This is a genomic window from Rhodophyticola sp. CCM32, from assembly GCF_004751985.1.
In the GTDB taxonomy this organism is placed as follows: domain Bacteria; phylum Pseudomonadota; class Alphaproteobacteria; order Rhodobacterales; family Rhodobacteraceae; genus Rhodophyticola.
In genome coordinates this window covers 3,550,261-3,563,696 of record NZ_CP038492.1, presented here as the reverse complement: position 1 = coordinate 3,563,696, position 13,436 = coordinate 3,550,261, and the positions used below count along the sequence as shown (strand labels likewise).

18 protein-coding genes are annotated in these 13,436 nt (G+C 60.8%); 3 read left to right on the top strand and 15 right to left on the bottom strand.

The genetic code is table 11. From position 1 onward, the window contains the following. Positions 1-34: 34 nt before the first annotated feature. Positions 35-430, top strand: coding sequence for an META domain-containing protein (locus E2K80_RS17420; protein ID WP_135376151.1), 396 nt, complete (start codon positions 35-37; stop codon positions 428-430). On the opposite strand, the gene recO is transcribed toward E2K80_RS17420, so the two are convergent. Genes recO through era form a run of 3 tightly spaced genes read right to left on the bottom strand, consistent with a single transcriptional unit; the run spans position 415 to position 2,427 of the window. After that, a complete protein-coding gene (gene recO / locus E2K80_RS17415; protein ID WP_135376675.1) occupies positions 415-1,143 on the bottom strand; it encodes a DNA repair protein RecO in 729 nt (242 codons plus the stop codon). The genes E2K80_RS17420 and recO overlap by 16 nt on opposite strands. Positions 1,144-1,192: 49 nt before the next feature. Next, positions 1,193-1,525, bottom strand: coding sequence for a DUF1491 family protein (locus E2K80_RS17410; protein ID WP_135376150.1), 333 nt, complete (start codon positions 1,523-1,525; stop codon positions 1,193-1,195). Then, positions 1,522-2,427: a GTPase Era gene (era, locus tag E2K80_RS17405; protein WP_135376149.1), complete on the bottom strand. Its 906-nt coding sequence runs from the start codon at positions 2,425-2,427 to the stop codon at positions 1,522-1,524. Before era ends, E2K80_RS17410 begins: the two co-directional genes overlap by 4 nt. A gap of 233 nt (positions 2,428-2,660) precedes the next feature. Between era and E2K80_RS20130 the strand changes: the two genes are divergently transcribed. Then, positions 2,661-3,038 carry a thermonuclease family protein gene (locus E2K80_RS20130; protein ID WP_443216563.1) on the top strand — a complete coding sequence of 126 codons (378 nt, stop codon included), beginning with the start codon at positions 2,661-2,663 and terminating at the stop codon, positions 3,036-3,038. Here the strand turns inward: E2K80_RS20130 and E2K80_RS17395 are convergent. From E2K80_RS17395 to folK, 11 genes are all read right to left on the bottom strand, one after another. After that, positions 3,006-3,775 (bottom strand): IS5 family transposase gene (locus E2K80_RS17395; RefSeq protein WP_168193246.1). Its coding sequence is split into 2 segments (ribosomal slippage): positions 3,006-3,454 and positions 3,454-3,775, totalling 771 coding nucleotides; the frame shifts between segments, so codons are not numbered across the junction. The two genes, E2K80_RS20130 and E2K80_RS17395, sit on opposite strands and share 33 nt — an antisense overlap. 223 nt (positions 3,776-3,998) lie before the next feature. Further along, positions 3,999-4,682: a ribonuclease III gene (rnc, locus tag E2K80_RS17390; protein ID WP_135376147.1), complete on the bottom strand. Its 684-nt coding sequence runs from the start codon at positions 4,680-4,682 to the stop codon at positions 3,999-4,001. Further along, positions 4,679-5,464, bottom strand: a complete 786-nt coding sequence (lepB, locus tag E2K80_RS17385; RefSeq protein ID WP_135376146.1) for a signal peptidase I — start codon at positions 5,462-5,464, stop codon at positions 4,679-4,681. The genes rnc and lepB overlap by 4 nt, the downstream gene beginning before the upstream one ends. A gap of 62 nt (positions 5,465-5,526) precedes the next feature. Then, the gene (gene acpS, locus E2K80_RS17380) at positions 5,527-5,976 is read right to left on the bottom strand and encodes a holo-ACP synthase (RefSeq protein ID WP_135376145.1); all 450 of its coding nucleotides are present in this window, start codon (positions 5,974-5,976) and stop codon (positions 5,527-5,529) included. Between the two features lies 1 nt (position 5,977). Continuing rightward, positions 5,978-6,613: a LysE family transporter gene (locus tag E2K80_RS17375; protein WP_135376144.1), complete on the bottom strand. Its 636-nt coding sequence runs from the start codon at positions 6,611-6,613 to the stop codon at positions 5,978-5,980. Beyond that, positions 6,610-7,236, bottom strand: coding sequence for a LysE family translocator (locus E2K80_RS17370; protein ID WP_135376143.1), 627 nt, complete (start codon positions 7,234-7,236; stop codon positions 6,610-6,612). Before E2K80_RS17370 ends, E2K80_RS17375 begins: the two co-directional genes overlap by 4 nt. Beyond that, positions 7,233-7,994: a pyridoxine 5'-phosphate synthase gene (locus E2K80_RS17365; protein WP_135376142.1), complete on the bottom strand. Its 762-nt coding sequence runs from the start codon at positions 7,992-7,994 to the stop codon at positions 7,233-7,235. Before E2K80_RS17365 ends, E2K80_RS17370 begins: the two co-directional genes overlap by 4 nt. A gap of 260 nt (positions 7,995-8,254) precedes the next feature. Further along, a complete protein-coding gene (locus E2K80_RS17360; protein ID WP_135376141.1) occupies positions 8,255-8,899 on the bottom strand; it encodes a DUF2062 domain-containing protein in 645 nt (214 codons plus the stop codon). Between the two features lie 28 nt (positions 8,900-8,927). After that, a complete protein-coding gene (locus tag E2K80_RS17355) occupies positions 8,928-11,051 on the bottom strand; it encodes a RelA/SpoT family protein (RefSeq protein WP_135376140.1) in 2,124 nt (707 codons plus the stop codon). A 27-nt stretch (positions 11,052-11,078) separates the two neighbouring features. Next, complete coding sequence (rpoZ, locus tag E2K80_RS17350; protein WP_135376139.1) at positions 11,079-11,432, bottom strand: DNA-directed RNA polymerase subunit omega; 354 nt, start codon at positions 11,430-11,432, stop codon at positions 11,079-11,081. A 43-nt stretch (positions 11,433-11,475) separates the two neighbouring features. Then, positions 11,476-12,120 carry a 2-amino-4-hydroxy-6-hydroxymethyldihydropteridine diphosphokinase gene (folK, locus tag E2K80_RS17345; RefSeq protein WP_238475581.1) on the bottom strand — a complete coding sequence of 215 codons (645 nt, stop codon included), beginning with the start codon at positions 12,118-12,120 and terminating at the stop codon, positions 11,476-11,478. Positions 12,121-12,216: 96 nt separating this feature from the next. On the opposite strand from folK, the gene E2K80_RS17340 reads away from it, so the two are divergent. Beyond that, positions 12,217-12,795, top strand: a complete 579-nt coding sequence (locus E2K80_RS17340) for a LabA-like NYN domain-containing protein (RefSeq protein ID WP_135376137.1) — start codon at positions 12,217-12,219, stop codon at positions 12,793-12,795. A 63-nt stretch (positions 12,796-12,858) separates the two neighbouring features. Here E2K80_RS17340 and E2K80_RS17335 read toward each other — a convergent pair whose 3' ends face one another. Continuing rightward, a complete protein-coding gene (locus tag E2K80_RS17335) occupies positions 12,859-13,395 on the bottom strand; it encodes a peroxiredoxin-like family protein (RefSeq protein ID WP_135376136.1) in 537 nt (178 codons plus the stop codon). Positions 13,396-13,436 lie beyond the last annotated feature (41 nt).

Below are 13,436 nucleotides of genomic sequence, written 5' to 3'. Positions count from 1 at the left end.
ACGATTTCACTATAGCCAGCCGAGACCATGCCCCATGCCCAGATTGACCGCCTGTTGTCTTGCCAGCCTCCTGCTGACCGCCTGTCAGGGGGATGAAACGATTTCCGGCTATGCCAATGGCGTCTGGACCCTGACCGAGATGGATGGCGGCCCCGCCCCGGCGCAGGTGATCCTTGATGTCACCGAACAGGGGCGGATTTCGGGTCACTCCCCCTGCAACCGCTATTCCGGGTCCCAGAATGTGCCTTATCCCTGGTTCGAGACCGGGCCGCTTTCCGTCACCCGCATGGCCTGCCCGGAGCTTGAGGCCGAAACCCGGTATCTGGCCCTATTGCACTCCATGACCCTGGCCGAGGCGACCGGCGATGTCCTGATCCTGTCCAATGAGGCGGGGGAAGAGCTGATCTTTGCCCGTCAGCTGGCGGACTGACGGACGATCAGATCGATCAGGCGCTGGCGGGCGGCAGGCAGGGGTTTTTCGCCCAGAGACGGGGCCAGATGATGGGCCAGAAAATGCCCGGTCAGGCGCAGCCCATCGTCGATCTGACGGGCATCCGCAGGCCCCTGCCCCAACAGGCATTCCGGCAGGGGCAGCAGACGATCCGCCCAGGCCCCGGCAGCCGCCCGGCTGACGGCGCGGCCCGTGCGCGGTGAAACATAGACCAGATCGTCATAGGACCCGGTGACAGCACATGAGGTCAGATCAAGGGCAAAGCCTGCCTCCTCCAACAGCCCCATCTCCCAGCCCAGATAGGCCCGGGCCCAGTTTTCCGCCCCCAACCCGTCCAGCAACGCCACCGAACGCGCATATAGCGCCGGGTGCGGCTCCCGCTCGGGCAGGGTGAAAGACAGAAGCGCACAGACAGAGGCCAGACCGGCCAGGGCCAGCCGGTCAGACAGTGCCTCCGCCGCGCGGGTTTTGACGGGTTCCACGGTGAAGGCCCCCAGATGATCCTGCAACCGCGCCCGCCAGGTCACATCCAGTTGCGCGCCCGGTTGCAACACCGGCGTCATCCGCCGCGATGTGCCGCCCCGCACCACGCCCACATGCCGCCCCTGCTTGGGCGTGAACATCTCGATGATCGCGGCAGTTTCCCCATGCGGCCGGACCGCCAGCAAAACCCCCTCGTCGCGCCATTCCATGGGGCTCATTTTCCACGGGCGGCGGCGCTTGTCCATCGCATCGGGGTTCTCAGGCCAGCCCGTCCTCGTCCAGCAAATGCCGCCCGGCCCGGTCCTCGACCTCGATCACCCAAAGATCGGGGTCAAACCCGCGCTGCCGGGCCAAAGCCGCGTCAACCTCCGCATCCGGCCCCTCGGCCAGCACGATCCAGGCCCGGTCGCCGGTCATCAGATCGAAAGACCGGTGAAAGGCCCAGGCCTGCCCGTCAAGCGTGTTCAGCTTGACCAGAACCGCGCCCGCCGTGATATCGCCCTTGGCGGTCACGAAGGCCGGTATATCCGCCAGTCTCAGCCGCGCCAGATAGGCCTGCACCCAGAATTCCGCGGTCAGCCTCGGGCTCATGCGCCATCCTTGAAATCCAGACCCATCTCGGAATACCGCGCGGCCTCTTCCAGCCAGCCGGGGCGGACCTTGACCTGCAAGAACAGGTGGATACGCCGGTCAAGAAAGGTTTCCAGCTCTTCCCGCGCGGCCTTGCTGACGGCTTTGATCGTCTCGCCCTTATTGCCCAGCACAATCCCCTTATGGCCATCGCGCATCACATAGATGATCTGATCAACCCTGGCAGAGCCGTCCTTGCGCTCTTCCCAGCCCTCGGTCTCGACGGTCAGTTGATAGGGCAATTCCTGATGCAGGCGCAGGGTCAGTTTCTCGCGGGTCATCTCGGCGGCGATCATCCGCATGGGCAGATCGGCGATCTGGTCTTCGGGGTAAAGCCAGGGCCCTTCGGGCATGGTATCAGCCAGCCAGGTTTTCAGATCATCCGCGCCATGACCCTTCTCTGCCGAAATCAGAAAGGTCTTCTCGAAGGTGAAGGCCGCATTCATCTTTTCGGTCAGCGCCAGCAATACCTCTGACTTCACCCGGTCGATCTTGTTGATCGCCAGCGCCACCGGGCGCCCCCCCGCCCGGTACGCCAGCCCGTCAAGGATTGCCTGAACCCCTTCGGTCAACCCGCGATGTGCCTCGATCAGCAAGACCACAACATCCGCATCCGCCGCCCCCGACCAGGCCGCCGCCACCATCGCCCGGTCCAGCCTGCGGCGCGGGCGAAACAGGCCCGGCGTGTCGACAAACACGATCTGCGCCTCACCAGCCATCGCCACACCGCGAATGCGCGCCCGCGTGGTCTGCACCTTATGGGTCACGATCGAAACCTTCGCCCCCACCATCCGGTTCAGAAGCGTGGATTTACCCGCATTGGGTTCTCCGATCAGGGCGACAAATCCGGCGCGTGTGGTCATTTTTTGGTCCTTGATTGGCAATTTGTGCGCTCTATCCCAATTCGCCGGGCGGGACCAGCAGTGGTTCCGGCAAGTACTGTAAGAAGGAGAGTGCCGAACCTACCCGGTTTCGGCACTCTGTCTTTCTCAAAGAACCGAGGGGTACCCGAACCTAATGTGTTGCTTCAAAGCCCCTTTTGAGTAATGCTCGCCGCTGTTTTGCAAGCTATCAATACACAGCAAAGGAATATTGCGTGTTTAGAATTTTGCGAATACTTACCAAGACCTTTAGCGATACGCCGACACGCAAACACGCACCTCGGCGCAAGGCTCCGCCTGTGATCCGGGTCGCTCGTGATCGCATTTCTGGGAATTGTTATGTGATCGACGGCGATACGATCGTCATACGGAAACTACGGATCCGGCTCTGGGGGATTGACGCGCCTGAGCTTGACCATCCTTGGGGACAGAAGGCCAAATGGGCAGTCCTAAACATGACGAAAGGCAAGACAATAACTGCTGTTTTCAATGGCGATACATCGCATGACAGGGCTGTGGCCAAATGCTTTCTACCAGATGGAACGGATATTGCCGCAGAGCTAGGCAGCGGACTCATAAAACTGGCACCATAGCCTGACGGATGCGAGTTTGATCATCGCCAAGAAGTTGGCAGATGTCTTTTCGTATCGGGTGGCTATACGGCGGAAGGAAGCTTTGAGGCGGCCAAAGAACCGCTCGATCTTGTTGCGCTCGCGATAGATATCGACGTCGAACTCGGCGGGCAGTTTGCGGTTGGATTTGGACGGGATGACGTCGATGGCGCCCTGTTCCCAGATCATCTTGCGGATCCAATCCGCGTCATATGCCTTGTCAGCCAGAACGTATTGGCCAGGTTGCAGCCCGTCCAAAAGCTGTTCGCATGGGGGTGCATCGTGGGCTTGGCCCGGCGTCAGTTCATAGCGGATCGGCAACCCGTCCTGATTGGTAAGTGCATGTATTTTCGTGGTTAACCCACCCCGCGACCGGCCCATGCAACGACGCGGGTCGTTTTTTTGAGCGTCGCTGCAGAATGGTGAACCCGAACCGATGTGCCATCCACCATCACGGTGTCGATATTGTGCGCATCGGCGACCGCCTCCATTACCCGATCCCAAATGCCCGCATAAGTCCATCGGTTGAAACGGTTGTAGATCGTTGTGTAGGGGCCGTATTGATCGGGCAAATCGCGCCACGGGATGCCTGTGCGCAAGACATAGAAGATGCCATTGATCACACGCCGATCATCGACACGCTTAACCCCTCGGCTGTTATTTGGGAGCACTGCTTTGATGAACTCCCACTCCAAATCGCTCAAATCTGACCGCGCCATTCCACTGCTCCGCATATTGTCTTGCGGGAAATGAATCATAACAGGCTGGAAACGTGAAGCTCTTTGTAAGTACGCTGCCTAGTCAAATTAGGTCTGGCGCTAGATTGGCCAAAATTCTCGGATGGCGCGTATAAGCATCTGGAGCAACAGGGCATACGTAAGAAATTGTGGCGTGCAGATGCCCGAATGAATGGACGTTGTCCACCCGCTCAAAGATAGCTTTCTAAGATCCCTTCATCCGTTTCAACAGGGCTTCGGCGGCGGCCTGTTCTGCCTGACGTTTGGCCCGCGCTTCGGCCCGGGCGGTTTCGCCCGATTGCAACCGCGCCTCGATCACGAAGACCGGCGCATGATCCGGGCCACTGCGCGCAATCTCGACATAGGCGGGCGGGGTCTGGCCGCGCGCCTGCGCCCATTCCTGAAGCGCGGTTTTGGCATCGCGGGCATCCGCCTCCACATTGGCGACCCGCTGGCCCCAAAGCCGCAGGATCAGCGCCCGGGCGACATCAAAACCCGCATCCTCATAGACCGCCGCAATCACCGCCTCCATCGCGTCGCCCAGCAGCGCGTTTTTGCGCCGTCCGCCGGTCATCATTTCCGATTTGCCCAGTTTCAGAACACTGCCCAGATCAATTTCGCGGGCCACATCGGCGCAGGTTTCCTTGCGGACCAGCGCATTGAAGCGGGGTGCCAATGTGCCTTCTGGTGCCAGCAGGTCCTGTGCCAGAACCGCCTCTGCCAGGACCAGGCCCAAAACCCGGTCCCCCAGAAATTCCAGCCGCTGATTATCCGGTCTGGTATCCGATGACAGGGAGGAATGGGTCAGGGCGCGGATCAGCAGGGCAGGGTCATCGAACACATGCCCCAGACGGCCGCAGAAGGCGCCAAGATCCTTCGACAGTTTCACTCGATCGCCCGGAAGAAACGATCACTGCGCCAGGTCCAGAAATAGACCATGCGCCGCCCGGAAGACGAGAACATGACCCGATCCGCCCGGCCGATCAGGTTTTCCATCGACACCATGCCGACCCCGCCGATGGATTGCGGGAACCGGCTGTCCTGGCTGTTGTCTCGATTGTCGCCCATGGCAAAGAAATACCCTTCGGGGATGGTGAAAACCGGCGTGTTATCCCCGAATGATCTGTCTTCGATATTCAGAACCGAATGGCTGACCCCGCCGGGCAGGGTTTCTGTAAACCGGTCCTTGATGCAATCCGCGCCCTGACCCACCGGCGCATTCGCGCAGCGCGGGGTGTGGCCCACCGGACCCTGCTGTTCGAAGGTTTCGATAAACGGGTCTTCGGGTGCCAGCCGGGCGGGCTCTCCGTTCACGTATAACACGCCATTGCGGACCTGAATCGTATCCCCCGGCAGGCCGATCACACGTTTGATGAAATCGCTGTCATTGACCGGGTGGCGAAACACCACGACATCGCCACGCGCCGGGTCAGAGCCAAACAGCCGCCCCTCGAACGGGCACATGGAAAACGGGCAGGAATAGCGCGAATAGCCATAGGCCATCTTGTTGACGAAAAGGAAATCACCGATCAGCAGCGTGTCTTTCATACTGCCGGATGGAATCCAGAACGGCTGAAAGAACAGCGTGCGGAAAAGACCCGCAATCAACAGGGCATAGACCACGGTTTTCACCGTTTCCCAGATGCCGTCTTTCTTTGCGTCTGCTGCCATTTATCCTGCCTCATCCGGGACCGATCCAATCCCGCGTGTCATGGGCGCAGACCCGGCAAGTGTCAAGCAAGCGGGCGCGGGCGCGCGGGCATCGGCGGGCGGGCGGGCATCTGCCCGTCGGGCAGCGCCTCGATCACCACAAAGGCCTGCGCCCAGGGGTGATCATCGGTCAGCGTGACATGGATCATCGCCTCACAGCCGTCAGGTGTCATCTGTCTCAACCGGTTCTGCGCCCAGCCGGTGACATGCATCACCGGCTGACCCGTGGGCAGATTGGTCACGGCCATGTCTTTCCAGGCGATGCCCATGCGCAACCCGGTGCCAAGCGCCTTGGAACAGGCCTCTTTCGCGGCCCAGCGTTTGGCGTAACTGGCGGCGGGCGCCGGCATCCGTTCGGCCCGGCGCTGTTCGGTTTCGGTAAAGACCCGATTGCGGAACCGGTCGCCGAACCGGTCCAGCGTGCGCTCTATCCGTTCGATATTCGCCAGATCGGTGCCGATACCGAGAATCATGTCAGGCGTTCCGCCACAGGACCAGCCGGATCGCCGCCAGCGCAAATAACGCGGCAAAGACCCCTTCGATCCAGCGCCGGAACCGGACATATCCGGCCATAACAGCGCGGCGGGAAAACAAGGTGGCATAGCCGGCATAGAGCCCCCCGCCCAACCCGGCGCAGATCGCAACCACCGCTATCGGAACCACCATGGCCTGCCCTGTTCCATCAGTGCCCAGCGCCAGCGCCGCCACCCAGGCCAGCACCGCTTTGGGATTGCTGAGGTTCAGCATCAGCCCGCGCCGGAACAGCTGCCTTGCATCGGCCACAGCCGGGGCGGTATCGGCCGCAGCCCCGGACCGCAGGGCGGATTGGCCGGATTTCACCGCGAGATAAAACAGGTAGACCGCCCCGAGGAGCTTCAGCACCACCAGAATGGACGCGCTTTGCGCCACCAAAGCGCCAAATCCCAGCGCCACCGCCACGCCCCAGATCGCCAGACCGACCGACAAGCCTGCCGCCATGGCAAGGCCCCGCCCCCGGCCCCCCGCCATGGAGGTTGCCGCCACCGCCAGCGTCGCCGGGCCGGGGGAGCCCGCCGCAAAGGCAAAGGTTGCAACACTGGTTGCAGCGGCAAGAAACGCAGGATCGCTCATGTGGCACGCCCCATCAGGATACGCAGGGCGGCAGCCCCGAAGAGAACCGCAAACACCGTATCAAACCAGCGCCCGAGGCGGGCATAGACCCGCACCACCGGCGGGCGCGAGAACAGCAGCGCATAGCCCAGGAACACGGTCAGGCTCAGCACGCCGACCGACCCGCCAATGAGTGCAAAATCGCGCCACGGGGCGTTTGTGGGCAAGGCAATGGAGTACAAAGACCCGAAAAACAGAATCGCTTTGGGGTTGGTCAGATGCAGCGCCAGCCCTTTGGCAAAGGCACTGCCGGTTCCGGCCCCGGCCAGTTGCGCAACCGTGGCGGGTTTGGCCCCCTGCCAGGCGCGGCGGGCGGCTTTCAGGCCCAGCCAGAGCAGATATGCCCCCGCCACATAGCGCATCCCCTCGAACACCCAGCCATGGGCCGCCATCATCGCGCCCAGCCCAAGTGCTGCGGCCAGCGACCAGGTCCAGCTTCCCAGAACCACGCCCGCGGCAAGTGCCAGCCCATGCTGTCGCCCCGCGCCCATGGATGTGCCTGCAATTGCCAGGGTGGCGGGGCCGGGGCTGCCTGCGGCGACAAGCGCGATCAGCAGGATCGGAAGAAGTGCTTCAACCGTCATTGGGACCGCGCCTCTTCCATCAAACGCCGCATCTCGGCCATCGCGGCGGGGAGACCGACAAACACCGCCTCCCCAATCAGGAAATGGCCGATATTCAGCTCTTTCACCTGCGGCAGGGCCGCGATCGGGGCCACATTTCTATAGGTCAGCCCGTGGCCCATATGCACCTCCAGCCCCAGGTCGTCGGCCTGTATCGCGGCCTCTTGCAGACGTGTGAATTCCGCATCACGGGAAACGCTATCGCCGTCGGCATCGAAATCGCAATAGGCGCCGGTATGCAGTTCGATCACCGGTGCGCCGATCCGGTAGGCGGCCTCCACCTGCGCGGGGTCCGGCGCGATGAACAGCGAAACCCGGCACCCCGCCTCCCCCAGAGGGCCGATGAAATCAGCCAGCCGGTTCTGGTCGGCGGCCACTTCCAGCCCGCCTTCGGTGGTGCGCTCCTCGCGCCGCTCGGGCACGATACAGGCCGCATGGGGCCGGTGGCGCAGGGCGATTTCCTGCATCTCATCGGTGGCGGCCATCTCGAAATTCAGCGGGATTTCGATGGCTTTCAGAATCGCCTCGATATCCGCGTCGCGGATATGACGACGGTCTTCGCGCAGATGCGCGGTGATCCCGTCAGCGCCTGCCCCCTGTGCGGCCATCGCAGCGCGCACCGGGTCGGGCAAAGCCCCCCCCCGCGCATTCCGCAAGGTCGCCACATGGTCGATATTCACACCAAGTCTTAGGGCCTGTTGACGTTCATATTTGGTCACTGGTTTCAGTCCAAAATTGCTCAGTTCCAGGCAAGATCGCGCAGAACTAGCCCGCTAATGCAAGCGATCTTAACGCAGAAATGGGCAATTTTGGCGAACTCCCTTCGGGACGCGGCCCTAAAGCACCCTGCCTTAGACTTGAATCACAAATACCCTGCCACGCTTCGCGTTCCCAGGGTATTTGTGATGCGCGATGTCTCAGGTTTAAGGCAGCATGCTGTAATCTGTCAGCCATCATCGGATCCTCTGCGAGGGCCAATCTACTGCTTTGTCACCCCTGCGCCAGACTGTTCGGCCAGCTTTTTCATTTTTGCCCTCAGCTTGTTTGCGCGGCGTTTCTGATAGGCCCGGATCACCGGCACGCTGAGGTAATAGCAGATCGTGCCGCAGATCAGCCCGGGGATGATCCCGCCCACCAGATAGGGCAGGAATACATCGCGGTAAAACACCGCCAACTGGTCCCAATGGGCCACCCGGTCTGTGAAGATCGCCATGAAATTATACCACAAATCCCCCGCCGCGCGGGAGAATTTGAAAAACAGATTGCCCCCGACATCGTCCCGCATCTGGCTTCCCAGCAGGAAATGCCCGGTCTGCAACGAGATAATCCCGACCGGGATATAGGTCAGCGGGTTGCCCAGGAATGTCGCCAGAAGGGCGGCAAGAATATTCCCGCGCAGCAATTTGGCGATGATCGCGGCAACAATGAAATGCATCCCGTAAAACGGGGTGAACACCGTCAGGGCGCCCGCAAAGATACCGCGCGCGATGGTCTGCGGCGTATCGGGCAGGCGGCGCAGACGATGTTTGATATAGTGAAACGCACGGGTCCAGCCGCCGCGCGGGTAAAACCACTCGGCCACGACCTGCCCCCAGGGACGGTTATCGCGTCGTTTGAAGACCATCTTTCGGGTCTCCTCCCTTTCAGGCCGATCAGGGGCGGCGCTCCAAGGCGCGATATCGCTCCATCATGGCCACTTCACTATCGGCCTCTACCGCCATCATCACCGCATGAAGATGTTCGGCATCTCGTACATCCAGGTCGATCAGCAGCCGGTAAAAATCCGGTTTACGATCTATAAAATGCAGGTCCGAGATATTGGCGTTCTGTTCCCCGATCAATGTGCAAATGCGACCCAGGGCACCATTCGCATTGCTTAATGTCACATCTATGGTGACATTGTGGACAGGCGCGTGTCGGCCATCGGTCCAGTGCAGGTCGATCCAGCGGTCGGGTTGATCATCCAGATCGGCCAGCGCCGGGCAGTCAATTGTATGAACGATCGGGCCGCGCCCCGGATAGGTGATGCCGACAATCCGTTCACCGGGAACCGCCTGACAGCACTGTGCACGCAGGATCACCGCCCCGGGTGGCAGGCCGATCACGGCGCGCCGCGCCTCGACCTCGCCTTCGCCATTGTGCCCGACCAGTTCGGGGTAAAGCGTGGCCACGACCTCGCGGGCTGACAATTCGGCACTGCCGATCCGGGCCAGAAGCTCATCGCCGCTGTCCAGTCCGAAGGTCCGCGCCGCAGTGGCCAGCGCCTTGTCCGAGGCTTTCTTGTCCACATGTTCAAACGCGACGCGGGCCAGCTCCTGCCCCAGTTTGATATACCGCCCCCGATCCTCTTCCCGCAGGGACCGGCGAATGGCCGCCTTGGCGCGCCCGGTCACGGCAATGTCGATCCAGGTGGCCTGCGGCGTCTGCCCCTCGGCGGTCATGATCTCGACAGACTGGCCGTTCTTCAACCGGGTCCAGAGCGGGACACGAATGCCGTCAACCTTGGCCCCGACACAGGAATGGCCGATCCGGGTATGGATCGAATAGGCGAAATCCAGCGGTGTCGCCCCTTTCGGCAGCTTCACAACATCGCCCTTGGGCGTGAAGCAAAACACCTGGTCGGAATACATCTCAAGCTTCACATGTTCGAGAAACTCGTCATGATCCTCGGCCATCTCGAAACGTTCGGTCAGATTGGCCAGCCATTTCGCAGGATCAACCGCAAACGGGTTCTGCGCCCGCACACCATCGCGGTATGACCAATGCGCCGCCACGCCGCTTTCGGCAACCTCATGCATCTGCCGGGTTCTGATCTGCACCTCGACCCGCTTGCCGTCGCGCCCGCTGACCGTGGTGTGGATCGAGCGATAGCCGTTTGATTTCGGCTGGCTGATATAATCCTTGAACCGGCCGGGCACGGATTTCCACCGCTGATGGATCGCGCCCAGAATGCGATAGCAGTCATCTTCACTCTGGGTGATGACACGAAACCCGTAGATGTCGGAGAGACGGGAAAAGGCCAGTTCCTTCTCCTGCATCTTGCGCCAGATCGAAAAGGGCTTTTTCGCCCGCCCGAACACCTCACCCGTCACCCCGTGTTTTTCCATCACCGCCTCGATATCATCGGTGATTTTCGGGATCACATCGCCGGTCGCCTTTTGCAGGGTCAGAAAGCGGCGGATGATCGAATTGCGTGCCTCGGGGTTGATCACCCGAAAGGACAGGTCTTCCAGTTCCTCGCGCATCCAGTGCATGCCCATCCGGCCTGCCAGAGGCGCAAAGATATCCATGGTCTCGCGGGCCTTCTTGGCCTGCTTTTCATAGACCATATGCCGGATCGTGCGCATATTGTGCAGACGGTCGGCCAGCTTCACCAGGATCACCCGCATATCCTTGGACATCGCCATGAACAGCTTGCGAAAATTTTCGGCCTGTTTGCTTTCGCGATTGCCAAGCTCCAGATTGGTCAGCTTGGTCACCCCGTCAACCAGTTCCGCCACATCCTTGCCGAACCGGTCCGCAATCTCGGAATAGGTGCCCTTGGTATCCTCGATCGTGTCATGGAGCAGGGCAGTCGCAATCGTCGCGTCATCCAGCCGCTGTTCGGTCAGGATCGCGGCCACCGCCACGGGATGGGTGAAATAGGGCTCACCGGAATGGCGCAGCTGCCCTTCATGCATGTCCCGCGCAAAATCATAGGCGCCGGTCAACAGCGCCTCGTTGCATTTCGGGTTATAGGTCTTGACCAGGCTCAGCAGGTCAGAGGCGTCGATCATCGATCCTCCATCCGCGCCCGGATCGGCCTATTTCTGGCCTTGCGCTTCCATCAGGGCGCGCAACATCTGTTCTTCGGTCATGTCATCCTGGGCAGGTTTGTCCTGCTCGACACCCTGAAGCAGCGCCATGGCGTCCTCTTCCGGCTCATCCACCTCGATCTGGGTCTGGTGGCTTTCGATCAGACGTTCGCGCAGATCATCGGCGCCTTGTGTCTCATCCGCGATCTCACGCAGGGACACAACCGGGTTCTTGTCATTGTCCCGATCAATGGTCAGCGGGCTGCCAGATGCAATTTCACGCGCCCGATGGGACGCCAGCATCACCAGTTCAAACCGGTTCGGAACCTTGTCAACGCAGTCTTCAACCGTCACGCGGGCCATCTAAGAAACTCCAGCATCCTGTTTCGGGAGGGTCGGGAAATCGTTATTTAAGGCCCGAAGGGGGGAAAGGCAAGGCCCCGGAGGGCGGATTGACAATGCGCATTGCCGCCCGGTCCTCCTCGGGCAGGGCCGCCAGCATTTCTGTCACGCTATGACCGGTCAGCGGATGGGTCCAATCAGGGGCGATATCGGCCAGGGGCCTCAGAACAAAGGCCCGCTCCGCCAGACGGGGATGGGGCAGGATCAGGGTTTCGGGTGCGATCTCTGCGGCCCTGACAGGCGGCAGATCGCGCCATCGGGTCTGGGTTTCAGGGTCCGGCAGAACCGTGTCGCCAAAGGCAATCAGGTCCAGATCCAGGGCGCGCGCCTCCCATCGCCTGCGTCGGATTCGACCGAATCCCTGCTCCAGAATGTGCAGTTCCTGCATAAGAGTTGCCGCCGATCCGGGCCAATCAAGGGCAATCGCGGCGTTAACATAGTCCGGGCCGGACCCGGGCGGAAACGCCGGTGTTTGATAGAGATGACTGAAAACCGGGGTGTGTTGCGCGACGTTAACCAATTGCGTGAGTGCTTCACAAACAACGGAAATCGGCGGGTTTCCCTTAAAAGACAGGTTTGACCCTACGGCAACCAATGCACCTGTAACAGATTTATGACATCTCGTTTCTTGTGACTGCCCAAAGTTCACATATTTCCCTTACCCATTGCCAGACGCCGACTTTTTTGTTCTCACTGACCTATCACTCTAGGCGGCTGGTGCCACCAAGTTCTACAGGATCAAATAATGTTTTACCGAGACGAACGGCTGGCGCTGTTCATCGATGGATCGAACCTTTACGCCGCAGCCAAAGCGCTTGCGTTCGATATCGACTACAAACTCCTCCGCCAGGAATTCATGCAGCGCGGCAAACTTCTGCGTGCATTTTACTACACCGCCCTGCTGGAGAATGACGAATACTCACCCATTCGCCCTCTGGTTGATTGGCTTCACTACAACGGCTACTCGATGGTCACCAAGCCTGCGAAAGAATTCACCGACAGCCAGGGCCGCCGCAAGGTCAAGGGCAATATGGATATCGAACTGACCGTGGATGCGATGGAAATCGCGCCCCATGTGGACCATATTGTCCTGTTCTCGGGCGATGGGGATTTCCGCCCGCTGGTGGCCGCCATTCAGCGCAAGGGCACCCGTGTTTCGGTTGTCTCGACGATCCGCAGCCAGCCGCCGATGATCGCCGACGATCTGCGCCGTCAGGCCGATAATTTCATCGAACTGGATGAGCTGAAAGACGTCATCGGCCGCCCGCCGCGCGAACCGCGCGAGATGGAAACCCCACAGCAGGTCGAAACCGTCGAAACCTGAGATCAGGCGCTGCGCCCCGCACGGGCGCGTCTGCGACAGACACGAAACCTGTGCGCGGCCCCCTCAGACGGGGCCGTCATATTCACCGCGCGCCGGATAATTCTTTTCGATGGCGAAATCCACGGCACGCAGAAGTTCCCGGAAATGCGGGCGGACAAAGGGCATGGTCTGCACCGACATGTAATACAGCGTCTGATCGGCGTTGATCAGGAACAATCCCGGTTCCGCAAACAGGGCCGGCTCGTCGATCCCGATCGAGGTCTTGCCCCGCGATGTGGAGATATAAAGCCCCCAGTTCCGCGCCGTCGTCAGGTTCAGATCATAGCCGAATTGCAGTTTGGAAGCCCCGATCTTGTCGGCCATCCCCTGCGCCCGGTCAGCGCCGTCAGACGAGATTGCCACACAGGCCAGCCCGCGTTCGGCAAAATCATCCGCCAGCTTCTCGAACTCTGTCAGATAGGTTGCGCAAAGCGGGCAATGCAGGCCGCGGTAGAAACAGACCACGGAACCGCGCGGGCTGTTTACAGCGCTGATATCAAACTGGCCTCCCCCCAGAAGCGGTACGGTCAGGTCAGGGGTCTTTTTGCGGGGCATCAGCATGGGAAATCTCCGGTATTGCAGCGTTTCGGGGTGATATCGGA

Bases quoted from the DNA above. Each gene is read 5' to 3' on its own strand.
- E2K80_RS17420 (WP_135376151.1), top strand. From the start codon at position 35: ATGCCCAGATTGACCGCCTGTTGTCTTGCCAGCCTCCTGCTGACCGCC.
- recO (WP_135376675.1), bottom strand. From the start codon at position 1,143: ATGGAATGGCGCGACGAGGGGGTTTTGCTGGCGGTCCGGCCGCATGGG.
- E2K80_RS17410 (WP_135376150.1), bottom strand. From the start codon at position 1,525: ATGAGCCCGAGGCTGACCGCGGAATTCTGGGTGCAGGCCTATCTGGCG.
- era (WP_135376149.1), bottom strand. From the start codon at position 2,427: ATGACCACACGCGCCGGATTTGTCGCCCTGATCGGAGAACCCAATGCG.
- lepB (WP_135376146.1), bottom strand. From the start codon at position 5,464: ATGGCAGCAGACGCAAAGAAAGACGGCATCTGGGAAACGGTGAAAACC.
- acpS (WP_135376145.1), bottom strand. From the start codon at position 5,976: ATGATTCTCGGTATCGGCACCGATCTGGCGAATATCGAACGGATAGAG.
- E2K80_RS17375 (WP_135376144.1), bottom strand. From the start codon at position 6,613: ATGAGCGATCCTGCGTTTCTTGCCGCTGCAACCAGTGTTGCAACCTTT.
- E2K80_RS17370 (WP_135376143.1), bottom strand. From the start codon at position 7,236: ATGACGGTTGAAGCACTTCTTCCGATCCTGCTGATCGCGCTTGTCGCC.
- E2K80_RS17360 (WP_135376141.1), bottom strand. From the start codon at position 8,899: ATGGTCTTCAAACGACGCGATAACCGTCCCTGGGGGCAGGTCGTGGCC.
- E2K80_RS17355 (WP_135376140.1), bottom strand. From the start codon at position 11,051: ATGATCGACGCCTCTGACCTGCTGAGCCTGGTCAAGACCTATAACCCG.
- rpoZ (WP_135376139.1), bottom strand. From the start codon at position 11,432: ATGGCCCGCGTGACGGTTGAAGACTGCGTTGACAAGGTTCCGAACCGG.
- E2K80_RS17340 (WP_135376137.1), top strand. From the start codon at position 12,217: ATGTTTTACCGAGACGAACGGCTGGCGCTGTTCATCGATGGATCGAAC.
- E2K80_RS17335 (WP_135376136.1), bottom strand. From the start codon at position 13,395: ATGCTGATGCCCCGCAAAAAGACCCCTGACCTGACCGTACCGCTTCTG.